Genomic DNA, 14,983 nt, shown 5'->3' with positions numbered 1-14,983 from the left:
GTGAGCATCGCCCGTTTCACCAGCACCACGTCCTGCTCCTGGTGGTAGGCCGTCCTGGCGTCGACGGCCGATGTGGAGACCGCGACGAGGTCCACGGAGAGCGCCTCCACCGCCTCGACGCAGGGCATGCCGAGGAAGGAGTCGTGGGTACGTGAGTACTCGCCGCCCAGGGCGATCAGGCGGATGCCCTCGCATCCGGCGAAGACGTCGAGCACCCGGCGGGCGTTGGTGACCACGGTGAGCGGGGCGAGGTCGACCAGCAGGCCCGCCATGACCAGCACCGTGGTGGAGTCGTCGAGCATCACCGACATGCCGGGCTCCACCAGCGCGGCGGCGGCCCGCGCGACGGCCTTCTTCTCCGCCGTGTTGACGCCGAGCCGGTAGTCGAGGCTCGACTCGAACACGGTGGAGGGCAGGGCGGACGCGCCGCCGCGGAAGCGTCGCAGCACCCCTTGCCGCGCCAGGTCGTCGAGGTCCCGGTGGACGGTCATCAGGCTCACGCCCGTGAGCTGGGCGAGGGCGGCGCCCGTGGCCGTGCCCTGCTCCACCACGTGGTCGGCGATGAGCCGTCGGCGCTCTTCGGCGGATCTCTTGGTCATGGGGGTCAGTCTCCCGCAGGGCTCGGGCCGGGCGCGGGGGCGGGGGGCGGTGCTGTGGGGACGTTGAGCGAGCGCAGCGCCGTCTCCGTGCCGCGGATCTCGATCTCCGTGACGGCCCCGTTGTCCAGCCGGGGGAAGATGCGCCGGTAGCGCCCGAGGGGCAGTCCGAGGAGTTCGCACAGGGCGATGCGCAGCAGGGTGTTGTGGGCGACGACGAGCACCCTGCCCCCCGGGTGGCGGTCGGCGAGGTCGCGCAGGGACGCGGTCGCCCGTGCCGCTGCCCGGGCGACGGGTTCGGAGCCGGGGAAGGCTCCGGAGTCGGCGTCCTCGCGGAACCGCCGTACGGCTTCGGGGTCCTCGTCGGCCATCTCCTGGATCGTCCGGCCCTCGCCCCAGCCGAAGTCCACCTCCCGCAGCCCTTCCTGGACCTCCACCGTCAGGCCCAGCGCCTCTGCCGCGGGGCTCGCCGTCAGGCGGGCGCGGCTGAGCGGGGAGCAGGCGATCGCGTCCACGCCGCTGCGCCCGGCCCAGGCTCCGAGGTCGGTCGCCTGGGCCGCTCCTCGGGGTGTCAGGGAGATGTCGGTGACGCCGGCGTACCGGTTCTCCGCGTGCCACTCGGTCTCGCCGTGCCGTACGAGCAGGAGACGAGTGGTCATGGGGACCGCCCTTTCCGGGTTGAGGCTTCTGGATCGGGGCCGAGTCGCGGCGAAGTGCACGGGGTTGCCGTTGCGTGTCGGCCGGGTGCATTGCCGGTTCACGCGGGCGCTGTTAAATTTAACAGAAATTCCACAGACCGGGACCGGCCCTTCGCGGTTCGGATCAGGCTCGGACCGGGCGCGAATCAAGGCTTCGACCTGCTCGGCATCCACCCCAACGGCTCTCCTCGCAGAAGGAATCCGACGTCATGCGCATCCTCGCCGCAGGCGACCACTTCGTCCGTCCCGCGTTGATTCGCGAGGCGGTGAGCCAGGAGCTGTCCCGCACGGGCGGGGAGCTCCCGGAGTTCACGGAGCTGACTCTCCCCTGGCCCCATGAGCCCTTCGGTCCGGTCGCGGAGGTCCGCGAGGCGAGCGGTACGGAAGACGAGATCGTGGCGGCGCTGGACGGCGCGTCCGTCTGTGTGACGCAGATGGCTCCGTTCACCGAGCGGGTGTTCGCGGCGTCGCCCGCGTTGCGGCTCGTCGCCGTCTCGCGGGGCGGGCCGGTCAATGTGGACCTGGCCGCCGCCACCCGTCACGGGGTCCGGGTCAGTTTCGCGCCCGGCCGCAACGCCCCTGCCGCCGCGGAGTTCGCGGTGGGGCTGATGCTCGCCGCGATGCGGCGTGTCGCCGCCGCCGACGCGGAGCTGAAGCGGGGCGTGTGGCGGGGCGATCTCTACGCGTACGAGGAGGTCGGCGGCGAGCTGGGCGGGGCCACGGTCGGGCTCGTGGGCTACGGGGCCATCGGCCGCATCGTGGCGCGGGTGATGCGTGCCTTCGGGGCGCATGTGCTCGCGGCCGACCCGTACGCCGATCCGGAGGCGGTCGCTGCGGACGGTGTCGAACTCGTCGAACTGGACGAGCTGCTGACCCGGAGTTCGGTGGTGAGCCTGCACGCCCGGCTGACCGAGGAGACCCACCATCTGCTCGACGCCCGACGCCTCGGGCTGTTGCCGCCCGGTGCGGTTCTGGTCAACTCCGCCCGGGGCGGGCTGCTCGACCACGCGCCGCTGCCGGGGCTGCTGCGCAGCGGCGCTCTGGGGGCGCTCGCCCTCGATGTGTACGACGTCGAGCCGATCCCCGCCGACTGGGCCCTGCGTGACGTACCGAATGTGATCACCACGCCTCATCTGGCGGGCGCGACGCGGCAGACGGCGCACCGTGCGGCAGCGATCACCGCCGCCGAGGTCGGCCGCTTCGTGCGGGGGGAGAAGTTGCGGCATCTCGCGAACGGGGACGTCCTGATGGACGGCCGGTCCTGACAGCCGTCTTCACAGCCGTCTTCGCCGTCGGCGCCCCGGAATCCATCGGCTCGCACAGGAGGTAGCAGGGTTGAGGACCATCATCGGCGTGGACATCGGTACGTCGGTCACCAAGGCGGTGGCGTTCGACGAGGGCGGCGGGGCACTGGCCTCCGCGAGTCGGCGCTCGCATCTGGAGATGCTGGCGGGCGGGCGTGTCGAGCAGGATCTCGACGATGTCGTGTCCGGTGTCGGCGATGTCGTACGGGAGGTCGCCGGGAAGCTCGGGCGGCTGCCGGACGCCGTGGCGCTCACCGGGCAGGGGGACGGGTTGTGGCTGCGAGACTCCGCCGGCCGCCCGGTGCGGCCCGCCATCTCCTGGATGGACGCGCGGGCCGCGGATCTGGTGACCCGTTGGCTGACGGACGGCACGATCGGCACGGCGTACGCGCACACCGGGTCCGGGATGTTCCCGGGGTGCCACGGCCCGTTGCTGAACTGGCTTCAGGAGCACGAGCCCGACTCGCTGGACCGGGCCGCCGTGGCGGGGTACTGCGTCGACGCGGTCGCCCAGCGGCTCACCGGCCGGGTGTGCCTGGACGCCTCCGACGCGACGCTGCCGTTCCTCGACCCCCGTACCCGCCGCTACACGCCCGAGGCCCTGGCCGCGTGCGGTGTAGAGGAGCGGGCGGGGCTGCTGCCGTCTCCCGCCGCTCCCGGCACGGTGCTCGGGCTGGACGGTCGCGGTGCCGGACTGCTGGGTCTGCCGGAGGGGCTGCCGGTGGTGGCGGGGCCGTACGATCTGCCGGCCTGCGCGATCGGCAGCGGGGTGCGCGAGGTGGGGGACGGGGTCCTCATCCTCGGCACGACCCTGGCGAGCCAGGTGCTGACCGACCGGGTCGATCTCGATCCGCTCGCCGAGCCCGCCGGCATGTGGCTGTGCACGCCGGATCGGGACCGGTGGCTGCGTGCCATGCCCGCCATGGTGGGGACGGCGGCGCTGGAGTGGGTGCTCGCCCTCGTCGGCGCGACCACGGCCGATGTGGACGCCCTGCTCGACGGCAGCCCGCCCGGCGCCCGGGGTGTCCGGGCCTTCCCCTTCCTGTCCGAGGCGGGTGAACGGGCCCCGTTCGTCGAGCCGTCGGCGCAGGGCAGACTCGACGGGCTCAGTCTGGCGACCGGCCGGGCGGACGCCGTCCGGGCCGTCTGCGAGGCCATCGGTTACGCGGCCCGGCACTGCCTGGACACGGCAGGGCTGAGCGGCACCCTGGCCCTGTGCGGCGGCGGCACGCGGTCGCTGACGTGGGCCCGGCTGATCGCCGACGTCCTCGGCCGGCCCGTCCGTATTCCGCTGGAGGAGCAGGTCGGCGCGCTCGGCGTGGTGTCCGTCGCCAGGGCCTCGCTGTCCCCGGGGTACGAGGCGCCGCCGGGACGCCATCAGGTGGTCGATCCGCGCGAGGACGTACGGGCGCTGTACGAGGACGGATACGCGCGGTACCGGGCGGAGCTGGCGACGGCGCGAACCGCGTGGGGGGCTCACGCACGGCCGGCCGGGCACTCCGGGCACCCCTGAGCGCCCCCACCCGTTCTGTTATTTATGACATGACCATTGACACTCATAACATGCTCGCTGTTAATTTGACGCGAAGGAGGCTCTCCGCCTGAAGACCGGGAGATTCCAGTGAAGCAACGCTCTGTCAGATCGTTTGCCGCGGCTCTGTCGGTGATGACGGTGATCGTCTCCGCCGCCGCCTGTTCGACGAAGGCGCCCAACAGCTCGAAGGGCAAGTCGCCGGAGGACGCGAAGATCGCCTTCCTGATGCCCGATATCGCCTCCACCCGCTACGAGTTGTACGACGCGCCGCTCTTCAAGGCCAAGGTGAAGGATCTGTGCGGCGGTTGCGAGGTGCTCTACCAGAACGCGGGCGGTGACGCCGCGAAGCAACAGCAGCAGGCCGACTCCGCTCTCGCGCAGGGCGCCGACGTCATCGTGATCGACCCGGTCGACTCCGCCGCCGCGGCCAGCACCGTCCGTACGGCACAGGGGCGAGGGGTCCCCGTCATCGCGTACGACCGGCCGATCCCGGCGGTGAAGGCGGACTACTACGTCTCCTTCGACAACGAGAAGATCGGCGCCATGATCGGCCAGTCGCTGGTGGACCATCTCAAGGCCAGCTCGGCCGAGGGCGGCCTCCTCCAGGTCAACGGATCGCCGACCGACGCGGCGGCGGGCCTGATCAAGAAGGGCATCCACAGCGCGGTCGACTCCAGCGGGTTCAAGCTTCTGGCCGAGTACGACACCCCGGCCTGGGAGCCGGGGAAGGCGCAGAGCTGGGTCAGCGGCCAGATAGCCAAGTTCCCGGGAAAGATCGCCGGAGTGGTGGCCGCCAACGACGGCACGGGCGGCGGTTCCATCGCCGCGTTCAAGGCGGCCGGAGTGACCGTGCCGCCGGTGACCGGGAACGACGCCGAACTCGCCGCCGCCCAGCGGATCGTCAAGGGCGATCAGTACAACACCATCTCCAAGCCCATCAAGACCGTCGCGGAAGCCGCGGCCGTCGCCGCGTTCTCCTTCGCCCAGGGGAAGAAGCCCAAGGGCGACACCACCCTCTTCGACACCCCCTCGGAACTCTTCACCCCCACCGTGGTCACCCGCGAGAACATCGCGGAGGTTCTGGTGGGCGACGGGAAGCCGCTGAAGGCCCCCGAGGTGTGCACGGGGACGTACGCGGCCGCCTGTGCCGAGGCGGGCATCACGTAGTCGCCGGACGCCTCCCCGCCCCCCTCTCTCTGTCTGCCTGTCTGCCTGTCTGCCCGTCTGCGCGCCTGCCTCGGAAGGCCGGTCATGACCGCTGAGTCCTTGCCCTCCCCTCACGAGCCGTCAGGAGGCCCGCTGCTCTCGCTCCGTGGGATCAGCAAGTCCTTCGGCGCCGTAGCGGCCCTCACCGATGTCGACCTCGACGTCTTCGCGGGTCAGGTCGTCGCCCTGGTCGGCGACAACGGCGCGGGGAAGTCCACCCTGGTGAAAGTTCTCTCCGGGGTGCACCAGCCGGACGCCGGAACCGTCGGTTTCGACCACGGGACGGTTTCCATCCCCTCCCCCGCCACCGCGCAGCGGCTCGGCATCGCGACCGTGTTCCAGGACCTCGCCCTGTGCGAGAACCTGAACGTCGTCGAAAACCTCTTCCTCGGACGGGAGTTGCGCGGGCTCCGGCTGGACGAGGTGGCCATGGAGGTCCGCTCCCGCGCTCTTCTCGGGGAGCTGTCGGCGAAGATCCCCTCGGTACGTGTCCCGGTCGCGGCCCTGTCCGGCGGCCAGCGGCAGACGGTGGCCATCGCGCGGACCCTGCTGGGCGACCCCAAGGTGATCATCCTCGACGAGCCGACGGCCGCGCTGGGGGTGGCGCAGACGGCGGAGGTGCTCAACCTGATCGAGCGGCTGAGGGAGCGCGGCCTCGGCGTCATCATGGTCAGCCACAACATGGCCGATGTGCGGGCCGTCGCCGACACCGTGGCCGTCCTGCGGCTCGGCCGCAACAACGGCGTCTTCGACGCGGCCGAGGCGACGGCGGCGGACCTGGTGGCCGCCATCACCGGAGCGACGGACAACGTGGTCAGCCGCCGCGCCGGGCGGGAGCGGGGCGTCAACGACCGGGCCGTACGGGACGCGGACAGCCCGGGCGCGGACAGCCCGGGCGCGGACGGTCCTGACGTGGACGGTCCTGACGGCGGTCCGGACAGCCGGGACGCGGGCGGACGGGCAGCCGGCAGTGGAGCGGAAGCGGCGCACAAGGGGGACGCATCATGACCGAGCCGGCCGCTGTCACGAGCCCGGAACTCGCCCACTCCGGGCCCCGCAAGCAGGCCACCTGGTCCGGCTGGGCGCGGAGTCGGCGGCGGGTGGTGTCGGACCGGCTGCGCGGCGGCGACCTCGGCCTCCTGCCCGTCCTCGCCGGGCTCGTCGTGATCTGGGTCGTCATGCAGATCCTCAACCCCGTCTTCCTTTCGAGCGCGAACCTCACCAACCTCGCCCTGGAGAGCGTGCCGGTCGGCATCATCGCCCTGGGTGTCGTCTGCGTCCTCCTCGTCGGCCAGATCGATCTGTCGGTCGGCTCGGTCAGCGGACTCAGCGCCGCCGTCCTGGCGGTCCTCTTCGTGGACCGGGGACTGCCCGCCTGGCTCGCCGTCACCGCGTCGCTGGCCCTCGCGGCTCTGATCGGCTGGTTCTACGCCCAGGTCCACAACCGGATCGGGGTGCCGAGCTTCGTCATCACGCTCGGCGGTCTCCTCGGGTTCCTCGGCGTGCAGCTGTGGATTCTCGGGCCCAAGGGCTCGATCAACCTGCCCTTCGACTCGGGTCTCGTGACCTTCGCCCAGCTCCAGTTCCTGCCGCCCTGGCTGGCATACACGCTGGTCGTGGTGGGCGCGGCGGTGCTGTACGCGACCGGGGCCGCCCGCGCCGCGGAGCGCCGCCGGGCGGGTCTCGCGGCCACGTCACGGCGTCTGCTCGTCGCGCGGAGCCTGGCGCTGCTGGCCGGGCTCGGCGCCGCGGTCTGGTATCTCAACCGGGACCGTGGGGTGGGCTGGATGTTCGTGTTCTTCCTGGGCCTGGTGCTGGTGCTGCACTACGTCCTGTCCCGCACCTCGTTCGGCAAGTCGATGTACGCGGTCGGCGGCAACATGGAGGCCGCCCGGCGCGCGGGCGTCAATGTGAAGGCCGTCCTGACCACCGCGTTCGTGCTGTGCACGACGCTCGCCTGCGTCGGCGGGATGCTCTCCGCCTCGCGCCTCGCCGCGGCCAATCAGAGCAGCGGCGGCGGTGACGTCAATCTCAACGCGATCGCCGCGGCCGTCATCGGCGGCACCAGCCTGTTCGGCGGCCGGGGCACCGCGTTCGCCGCGCTGCTCGGCGTACTCGTGATCCAGTCGATCTCCAGTGGACTCACTCTGCTGAATCTCGACTCCGCCTACCGCTTCATGGTCACCGGCGGGGTATTGCTCCTGGCGGTGTCGCTGGACGCGGTTGCCCGGCGTTCGCGGGTCTCGCACGGCAGGGCCTGAGACACCGTTCGTATCCGGCAACGCCCGCACACCCCAGGATCACGATCTCGGAGGAACCATGCGAAGCCGAGCACGCGCCCGTGTCGCCACCCTGTTCCTGTCCACCGTCGTCGCGTCGGCCCTTCTGGTGACGGGCGGGGCCACGGCCCAGACCCGTACGCCGTCCCCAACCTCGTCGCCGTCCCCGTCCGCCCCCGTCGGTCTGCCCGCTTCCGTGGACGGCGGGGCCTGGGCGTCCGGGCATCTCCAGGGCACGGCCATCGACCGCCGTCGGGGCCATATGTACTTCTCCTTCACCAATCTGCTGGTCAAGACCGACCTGGCGGGCAGACCGATCGGTTCGGTCACCGGTCTCACCGGGCATCTGGGCGATCTGGACTTCAACAGCGCGGACGGCCGGGTCTACGGCTCCTTGGAGTACAAGGCGGCCCAGGCCTTCTACGTCGCGATCTTCGACGGGTCCCGGATCACCCGGATGAACATGGACGCCCGGACCACCGATGTGCTCTCCACCGTCCATCTCCGGGAGGTCGTGCGGGACTACACCGCCGACATGAACGGCGACGGGGTCTTCGACGGCGACACCGGCAACACCCCCGACCACCGCTACGGGTGCAGCGGGATCGACGGCGTCGCTTTCGGTCCCGATCTGAACGGCAGGGGCGGCGGGCGGCTCACGGTCGCGTACGGGGTGTACTCCAACACCACCCGCACCGACAACGACCACCAGGTGCTGCTCCAGTACGACGTACGCGACTGGCGGAAGTACGAGCGGCCGCTCAGCGAGGACGCGCTGCACACCAGCGGCCCCGCCGCCCCCGCCGGCAAGTTCTTCGCCTACACCGGCAACACCACCTACGGGGTCCAGAACCTGGAGTACGACGCGGACAGCGGCAACTGGCTGATGGCCGTGTACAAGGGCAAGAAGACGGCCTTCCCCAACTACTCCCTCTATGTGCTGGACGGCTCGAAACCCGCCCGCCGGGGCGAGGTGAAGGGGCAGCCGCGCCCCGAGTCCGGCCGTATCGTCTCGCTCCTCCCGCGCGGGCTGCACCACGAGCCGTCCGGGGTGTACGGCTACGAGTCGGGCGGCCAGTACGGTCTGGTCTCGCTGGACGACGGCCGCTATTACGTGGCCGAGGCCGGCACGGTCGACTCCGGGGGGACGACGCTCCAGACGGGCCGCGCGGTGCTGCACCGCTGGACAGGGGCGGTGCCGGACCCGTTCCGGGGCACCCGCGCCACCTCCACCGCAACCGAGTGACCTGGATCACATCTGCGTCCTGTCAGCAATCGGGCTCCTGTCCCGTTCAAGGGGTACGCGAACGAGACAGGAGCCCGTCATGACGCCCATGAAGCACCGCATCGTCGTACTCGGCGCCGGGTACGCCGGGGCCTTCGCCGCCGGGAATCTGGCCCGTCGGCTCTCCCCCGCCGACACCGAGGTCACCGTCGTCAACGCCGCACCCGACTTCGTCGAGCGGATGCGGCTCCACCAGGTGGCGGCAGGGCAGGACATCGCGCGCCGGAAGCTCGCCGACGTGTTCGCGGGCACCGGGGTGCGGCTGCGCCTGGCCCGCGTGACCGGTCTCGACCCCGAGCGCCGGACGGTCGCCGTGACCGGCGAGGACGGGCCCGGGGAACTGCCCTACGACACCCTCCTCTACGCGCTCGGCAGCTCCGCCGCCCACCACGGTGTCCCCGGCGTGGCCGAGTACGCCTTCGACGTGACCGGTCTGGGCTCGGCGCTGCGTCTGCGCGAGCGCCTGGACGGCCTCGGGGAGGGCGGGTCCGTCCTGGTCGTCGGCGAGGGGCTGACCGGCATCGAGACCGCGACCGAGCTGGCCGAGTCGCGGCCCGGTCTCTCGGTCGCGCTCGCCGCCCGTGGTGAGCTGGGCGCCTGGCTCTCCCCCAAGGCCCGCCGCCATCTGCGGGCAGCCTTCGACCGGCTCGGCGTCACCGTGCACGAGCACACCGCCGTGGCGGCCGTCGAGCCGGCCCGGGCGGTCACCGCCGACGGTACGGTCCTTCCGGCCGATGTGACCGTGTGGTCGGCCGGGTTCGCCGTGCATCCGATCGCGGCCGCCGCCGGCCTGGAGGTCGCCGCGACCGGGCAGATCGTCGTCGACCGGTCCATGCGCTCGGTCTCGCACCCGGACGTCTACGCCGCCGGCGACTGCGCCTACGCGATCGGGGAGAACGGCCGGCCCCTGCCGATGTCCTGCGCCTCGGCCGGGTTCACCACCATGCAGGCGACCGGCGCGATCATCGCGCGTCTGACGGGCGACGAGGTGCCGACCACCGGGCTGAAGTACTACGGCAACCACATCAGCCTCGGCCGCCGGGACGCCATCTTCCAGATGGTCGGCGATGACGTCCGGTCGAAGTCCTGGCACCTGGGCGGCCGGAAGGCCGCGCGCCTCAAGTCGGGAATTCTCAAGGGGGCCGAGTGGGGGATCGCCCACCCGGCCTTCGGCCTGCCGAAGCGCAGGCGGCGGCTGGACCGGGCGTCCGACCGGGCCGCTGTGCGGGTCGCCGCATAGGTGCGTCGTCCCGGGACAGCACACCTAGGGTGTTTCGCATGGAGAGCGCAGCGGTCGAGACGTTCGAGGCCGGCCGGGGGAGGCTGGCCTCGCTCGCGTACCGGCTGCTCGGGTCGGCGGCCGACGCGGAGGACGCCGTGCAGGACACGTTCCTGCGATGGCAGGCCGCCGACCGCGAACGGGTCGAGGTGCCGGAGGCGTGGCTGACCAAGGTCCTCACCCATGTCTGCCTCGACCGGCTCCGTTCGGCGCAGGCGCGTCACGAGCGTACGGCCGGCGCGTGGCTGCCCGAACCGCTCCTCGACGGGGATCCGATGCTCGGCCCCGCCGACACGTTCGAGCAGCGGGAGTCGGTGTCCCTGGCCGTGCTGACCCTCGTCGAGCGCCTTTCGCCAAACGAGCGGGCCGTGTATGTCCTGCGGGAGGCCTTCGCGTACAGCCATGCCGAGATCGCCGCGATCCTCGACATCACGGAGGCGGCGAGCCAGCAGCACGCCCACCGGGCCCGTACCCGGCTCGCCGGCGAACGCCGTCGCTCCGGTGGCGCGGCCGACCCCGCGGCGGCGCGCCGGGTGGTCGAGGAGTTCCTCGCCGCCGCCACGTCGGGGCGCACGGACCGGCTGGTGGCGCTGCTCACGGACGACGTGACGGCGGTCTCGGACGGTGCGGGGCTGGCAAAGCGGCTGCTGCGGTACCGGACGCCGGAGCGGGTCGCCTCGTTCGTACGGGCCGGGTTCAAGCCGACCCCGGCGAAGCGTCGGCTGGCCGGTGGCCCGGCGACGATGTACGTCGCGCGGGTCAACGGCTCTCCGGCCGTGATCGCCGTGGTCGGCGAACGGGTCGTGGGGGCCGTGGCGTTCGACGTCGGCGACGGCAAGGTCGCGGCGCTGTACGGCATCGCCGCCGCGCACCGGCTGAGACACCTCGACGAGGCCTGGCGGCGGCACGACCCCGGTGTTCCGGTGATCGACGCCTGGTGACCGGGGCCGTGCGGCCACCCTCACCCGCGCACACGTGTGCGATAGATTCCCCGCCATGACGGGACTCTCATCGTTCATCTGGCCGCCTGCCCCGATCAGAACCGCCCGGCTCGTACTCCGTGAGTCCGAGGCCCGGGACCGTGCGGCGTTCGTCGAGCTGTTCGCTTCGCCGGAGGTGCACGCCTACCTCGGTGGCCCCCACCCGCGGGATGAGCTCGAACGCGCAGTCCCCGAAGTGCCGGGGCGACGGCCCGGAGTCTTCGTCGTGGAGCTCGACGGCGCGATGATCGGCACGGTCACGCTGGAACAGCGGGACGCCGAGCGTCCGGGCCGGCTCCGTCCGGACGGCGACTGCACCGAACTCGGCTACATGTTCCTGCCGGAGGCATGGGGGTCGGGGTATGCCGCCGAGGCATGCGCCGCCGCGCTCGACTGGTTCGCCGCCGCGCGCCCCGGTGAGCCGGTGGCGCTCTGCACCCAGGTCGCCAACGTCCCCTCCGCGCGCCTCGCGCTGAAGCTGGGTTTCACCGAGGTGGCGCGGTTCGAGGAGTTCGGCGCGGAGCAGTGGTTCGGCGCGTGGCGCCCGATCGCGCCACACCACCCGTGAGGGGTCAGGGGGCCGGGCGGGCGTGCATGCTGACCGCATAGCCGCCGCCGTCGCTGTAGGGGTCGCCGCTCCAGGTCGCGTACCGCTGCCGCAAGGTCAGTCCGGCCCGGGTGCACCACTGGTCGAACTCGGCGAGGGTCACCGGCGCTTCCGCCAGCGGCAGGTGGGCCGCGTCCAGTCCCATGCCCGTGACCAGGAGACCGCCCGGGCGCAGTACGGCGGCCAGTTGCCCGACGACGGTCGCTCCGGTGCCGGGGGCGAGCAGAGGGATGACGTTGCCGGCGGCGAGCACCAGGTCGAAGTCGGTATCCAGGCCGAGGGTGTCCAGCCGGGCCAGGTCGCCGAGGAGCCAGTCCTGGGCGGGCGCCTCGCGGCGGGCGACGGCCAGCATCGAGGCGTCGACGTCCACGCCGGTGCAGTGGTGGCCCAGTTCGGCGAGCCGGATCGCGATGCGGCCGGTGCCGCAGCCCGCGTCGAGCACCCGGGCCCCGGGCTTCAGCAACGCGGTGCAGAAGGTGGCTTCACCGTGGACGTCATGGCCCGATGCGGCGAGCCGGGCGAATCGCCGCGCGTACTCCTCCCCCGCCTGTCCACCGGTCAGTTCCGCCCAACGGTCGCGTTGCCCTGTCATGTTTCAGCATGCCTTCCGGTTCGCCCTCCCCCCAGCGGGAGCATAAACGAGCCGATCGTACGGAGCCGGGTCCGGGCGGCCGGTCCAGGAGCGGCCCGTGCGGTCAGCCCGTGGGCCCTCGGGTTTTCTGCCCCCACGCCGTGAGCATCCCGGCCGACAGCGCGGCGCACGCGTCGCTCTCCACGCACCGGACCGCGTCGTCGATACTCGCATCGCCGTGGTGTACGGGGTGGTCGGTGTCCGCTCGCTCGTCAGGTCGACCGCGTCGCTGAGCACCAGTACGCCGCCGGGCACGAGGAGTTCGGCGAACGTGCCGATCAGGCGGTCCCGCTCGGGCAGATGCATCAGAACGAAGCGCACGTGCACGAGCTGAAAGGTGCCGGGGGGCGAAGTCGGGGGCGGTGACGTCTGCTTGAAGCGTCCGGAGGCCGGGGGCGGGGCGTGCGTCCAGGAACCGTACGTCGCGGTCCACGGCGAGCACGCTCGCCACCCCGGCCTCGCCCAGCAGCCGACGGGATACGGTGCCCGTTCCGGCTCCGATGTCGAGGCAGTGCCATCCGGGTCCGGCGCCGAGCGCCCGTAGCCGGGCCATGGTGATGTCGTCGTAGGCCGGCGCACCGAAGTCGATGCGCTCCGCCTCCCCCGCCCGGTCGGGGCGGAAGTACGTCTCGCCGTAGCGGCCCTCGCCCGGTGCGCCGCCGGGAGGAGAGGCGTTCACGCCGTCACCGGTACGACGCCGAACCGGGCGCCCTTGTTCCGTCGGGGTCCTCGGCCGCCGGCAGAGGCGGTCGGCGGGTCGTCAAGCTGTTCCATGGCCGGGCCTCCACGTGACAGGGGGTACGGGCGGGCCCGGTTCGGCGGGCCGCCCGCGGTCATGCTTCACCGGCCGTCGTCCGCACGGCGGAGGCTCGCCGATGCGCCGCGGCGGCACATCGCGCCCGACCACCTGGGTTCCGGGCTCGCCGACGCGTTCACGTACACCTTCGACGCGCTCGCCGATCCGACCGTCCGTAGCGCGCTCGCCCTCGACGCCATCACGTGGCAGTACGTCACGGGCGTTCCGGACGAGAGCGTGGTCAGTCCCGATACAACGACCCGATCTTCGGCCCCGACGCCGCCTGCGGCTTCCTGGGCCGTACGCGAAATGGGCTTCGGGTTCCCTTCGGTCCGGGCTGTTAGAGTGCAGCCTTGCGGCGGCAATTCGCCGAGCGGCTTTGGCAGTTCGTTCCACGGGCCGAATCGACCGGGACAAGGGGCGTAGGAATGCGCTGCAAGGAGATGCTGGCCCTCTGCGCCGGTATCGCCGTGCTCCTGATGATGTCCGTGTTCGCCCTCGGCTCTCCCTCCCAGATCCTGGGGACCGTCGACGCGGCCGCACAATCCCCGGCCCATGCCGTGTCCGCGTTCGACCCGTCGGGGCCGAATGTTCCGCTGGAAGGCGTGGACGGTGACGTCACGCTCCAGAAGCGCCACAAAGCGGGAAGCACGACGGCTTCGTCGCCCGTTCAGGCGGGCGCTCCGTCCTCGGCGCCGGATCTGCACGACTGCTCGGCGGGCATCGCCCGGCACCATGCTTCGCCTTCGGGATCGCGAAGCCCCGCCGAGGCCGGAATTCTTCGCTGCTGAGCGAGCCCGTCCGATCACCCGGTGATCGTTCGTCTTTGCGAGCACTGACTGTCCGCTCGCCCCTGTGCGCCGTCGCGCCCCTTTTCGCACGCACCGCGCATGCGCATTCCCGATTTCGCCTTTCGCATTCCTGAGCCCTTTCCTCCCAGCCCGTAGTCCGCGGAATTCCTCCGCGATGCGGGCCGTGCGGGATACCCGAAACCTCTGACTCAGTCCTGGAGCACACGCACATGTACCACTTCCCCCTCGCCTCGGAACCGACGAGCGGCATCGCAGGGTGGGCGACCGGCCTCGTCGACACTCTGGGCGGCCCCGGGGCCGGGCTGGCGATCGCCCTGGAGAACCTCTTTCCTCCGCTGCCGAGCGAGATCATTCTGCCGCTGACGGGCTTTGCCGCGGGGCAGGGAGTGATCAGCCTGTTCTCCGCCCTTTTCTGGACGACGCTGGGGTCGGTGGTGGGCGCGGTCGCGCTCTACCGGATCGGTGCCCTCTTCGGCCGGGAGCGCATGTACGCCCTGTGGGACCGGCTTCCCCTGGTGAAGGTGTCCGACCTGGAGAAGACCGAGCGGTGGTTCCTCAAGCACGGGATGAAGGCCATCTTCTTCGGCCGGATGATTCCCATTTTCCGCAGCCTGATCAGCGTCCCGGCAGGCGTAGAGCGGATGCACATGCCGACCTTCGTCCTCTTCACCGCTCTCGGCAGCTTCATATGGAACTTCATCCTCGTGATGGCCGGTTATCTGCTGGGTGACCAGTGGGAGCTGGTGGAGCGTTACGTCGGGGTGCTCTCGAAGGTGGTGCTCGTGCTGGTCGTCGCGGCGCTGTTCGTCGCGGTCGTTCGCAGGGTCCGTGCCCGACGGGGCGAGCGGCAGACGAACCGCGTATGACCGTTCGGCGATTGTCCGACTTTCAGAAGAGCCGACGGCACAGCACAACCTTGACCGTTCCTTGATCGTCACATGACTGCCGGGGCATCCCAGGCCCCGGCGGGAGTGCA

At 71.5% G+C, this 14,983-nt stretch carries 15 protein-coding genes and 1 pseudogene; 12 read left to right on the top strand and 4 right to left on the bottom strand.

The window, feature by feature from the left end:
• Both A3Q37_RS08705 and A3Q37_RS08700 read right to left on the bottom strand, forming a co-directional pair.
• The coding region (locus A3Q37_RS08705) for a DeoR/GlpR family DNA-binding transcription regulator (RefSeq protein WP_065480218.1) at positions 1-599 on the bottom strand (599 nt) is incomplete at its 3' end.
• Positions 600-604: 5 nt separating this feature from the next.
• Positions 605-1,255: a histidine phosphatase family protein gene (locus A3Q37_RS08700; RefSeq protein ID WP_065480215.1), complete on the bottom strand. Its 651-nt coding sequence runs from the start codon at positions 1,253-1,255 to the stop codon at positions 605-607.
• Between the two features lie 248 nt (positions 1,256-1,503).
• Between A3Q37_RS08700 and A3Q37_RS08695 the strand changes: the two genes are divergently transcribed.
• The 9 genes from A3Q37_RS08695 (at position 1,504) to A3Q37_RS08655 (ending at position 11,729) form a co-directional block, all read left to right on the top strand.
• Positions 1,504-2,559, top strand: coding sequence for a 2-hydroxyacid dehydrogenase (locus A3Q37_RS08695; protein WP_065480212.1), 1,056 nt, complete (start codon positions 1,504-1,506; stop codon positions 2,557-2,559).
• Between the two features lie 70 nt (positions 2,560-2,629).
• Entirely contained in the window at positions 2,630-4,111 is a 1,482-nt protein-coding gene (locus A3Q37_RS08690) for an FGGY-family carbohydrate kinase (RefSeq protein ID WP_065480209.1), read from the top strand.
• 153 nt (positions 4,112-4,264) lie between these two features.
• On the top strand, positions 4,265-5,299 hold the full coding sequence (locus A3Q37_RS08685) for a substrate-binding domain-containing protein (protein WP_065480289.1): 1,035 nt from the start codon (positions 4,265-4,267) through the stop codon (positions 5,297-5,299).
• An 84-nt stretch (positions 5,300-5,383) separates the two neighbouring features.
• Positions 5,384-6,346, top strand: coding sequence for an ATP-binding cassette domain-containing protein (locus A3Q37_RS08680; RefSeq protein WP_065480207.1), 963 nt, complete (start codon positions 5,384-5,386; stop codon positions 6,344-6,346).
• Complete coding sequence (locus A3Q37_RS08675) at positions 6,343-7,599, top strand: sugar ABC transporter permease (RefSeq protein ID WP_065480204.1); 1,257 nt, start codon at positions 6,343-6,345, stop codon at positions 7,597-7,599. The genes A3Q37_RS08680 and A3Q37_RS08675 overlap by 4 nt, the downstream gene beginning before the upstream one ends.
• 58 nt (positions 7,600-7,657) lie before the next feature.
• Entirely contained in the window at positions 7,658-8,863 is a 1,206-nt protein-coding gene (locus A3Q37_RS08670) for a hypothetical protein (RefSeq protein WP_065480201.1), read from the top strand.
• A gap of 88 nt (positions 8,864-8,951) precedes the next feature.
• Positions 8,952-10,142: an NAD(P)/FAD-dependent oxidoreductase gene (locus tag A3Q37_RS08665; RefSeq protein WP_065480283.1), complete on the top strand. Its 1,191-nt coding sequence runs from the start codon at positions 8,952-8,954 to the stop codon at positions 10,140-10,142.
• A gap of 38 nt (positions 10,143-10,180) precedes the next feature.
• Positions 10,181-11,122: a sigma-70 family RNA polymerase sigma factor gene (locus tag A3Q37_RS08660; RefSeq protein ID WP_065480199.1), complete on the top strand. Its 942-nt coding sequence runs from the start codon at positions 10,181-10,183 to the stop codon at positions 11,120-11,122.
• 55 nt (positions 11,123-11,177) lie between these two features.
• Positions 11,178-11,729, top strand: coding sequence for a GNAT family N-acetyltransferase (locus tag A3Q37_RS08655; protein WP_065480193.1), 552 nt, complete (start codon positions 11,178-11,180; stop codon positions 11,727-11,729).
• Between the two features lie 4 nt (positions 11,730-11,733).
• On the opposite strand, the gene A3Q37_RS08650 is transcribed toward A3Q37_RS08655, so the two are convergent.
• Both A3Q37_RS08650 and A3Q37_RS37720 read right to left on the bottom strand, forming a co-directional pair.
• Entirely contained in the window at positions 11,734-12,360 is a 627-nt protein-coding gene (locus tag A3Q37_RS08650) for a bifunctional 2-polyprenyl-6-hydroxyphenol methylase/3-demethylubiquinol 3-O-methyltransferase UbiG (protein WP_065480189.1), read from the bottom strand.
• 103 nt (positions 12,361-12,463) lie between these two features.
• On the bottom strand, positions 12,464-12,952 hold the full coding sequence (locus A3Q37_RS37720) for a class I SAM-dependent methyltransferase (protein WP_369691446.1): 489 nt from the start codon (positions 12,950-12,952) through the stop codon (positions 12,464-12,466).
• Positions 12,953-13,357: 405 nt separating this feature from the next.
• Between A3Q37_RS37720 and A3Q37_RS37715 the strand changes: the two are divergent.
• From A3Q37_RS37715 to A3Q37_RS08640, 3 genes and pseudogenes are all read left to right on the top strand, one after another.
• Positions 13,358-13,450, top strand: a pseudogene (locus tag A3Q37_RS37715) (alpha/beta hydrolase); the annotation flags it as partial.
• Positions 13,451-13,623: 173 nt separating this feature from the next.
• On the top strand, positions 13,624-13,986 hold the full coding sequence (locus A3Q37_RS08645) for a hypothetical protein (RefSeq protein ID WP_065480185.1): 363 nt from the start codon (positions 13,624-13,626) through the stop codon (positions 13,984-13,986).
• Positions 13,987-14,216: 230 nt separating this feature from the next.
• Positions 14,217-14,873, top strand: a complete 657-nt coding sequence (locus A3Q37_RS08640) for a DedA family protein (RefSeq protein ID WP_065480178.1) — start codon at positions 14,217-14,219, stop codon at positions 14,871-14,873.
• Positions 14,874-14,983: the final 110 nt, after the last annotated feature.

The organism is Streptomyces sp. PTY087I2 (assembly GCF_001687325.1).
Taxonomy (GTDB): domain Bacteria; phylum Actinomycetota; class Actinomycetes; order Streptomycetales; family Streptomycetaceae; genus Streptomyces.
Note: the sequence above shows the minus strand (reverse complement) of the source record. Positions and strands in the feature narration are given on the sequence as shown.